Origin of the sequence: Vibrio anguillarum, assembly GCF_003390515.1 — a bacterium.
GTDB lineage: Bacteria > Pseudomonadota > Gammaproteobacteria > Enterobacterales > Vibrionaceae > Vibrio > Vibrio anguillarum.
This window is the reverse complement of record NZ_CP031478.1, coordinates 952,093-952,330: the sequence shown is the minus strand read 5'-3', so window position 1 is coordinate 952,330 and position 238 is coordinate 952,093. Positions and strand designations below refer to the sequence as shown.

General features: G+C 40.3%; 1 protein-coding gene. It reads left to right on the top strand.

Annotated elements, in window-relative coordinates:
* The coding region (locus tag DD616_RS03965; protein ID WP_208871491.1) for a PAS factor family protein at window positions 1-218 on the top strand (218 nt) is incomplete at its 5' end.
* Window positions 219-238 lie beyond the last annotated feature (20 nt).

The window sequence follows — 238 nt, the reverse complement described above, 5'->3', positions numbered from 1 at the left end:
TTTATGAAACACTTATTAGCCTTGCAAACCAAGACCCTGAACAACATGCAAAAATTCGCGAAAATCTGTATGAACAGTTGGGCTTGCCTTTGGACAAACAATTAGCTCTATACTCTAGAGCCCTTGGGCCAGCAAGTTCAGGAAAACTTGAAAATGACCAAGCGATCAATAATGCAGTTGAAAGTGCCATTAAGCTGCTAGAAACACCTGAGCACTAGCCTTGCATTACTAAATATCA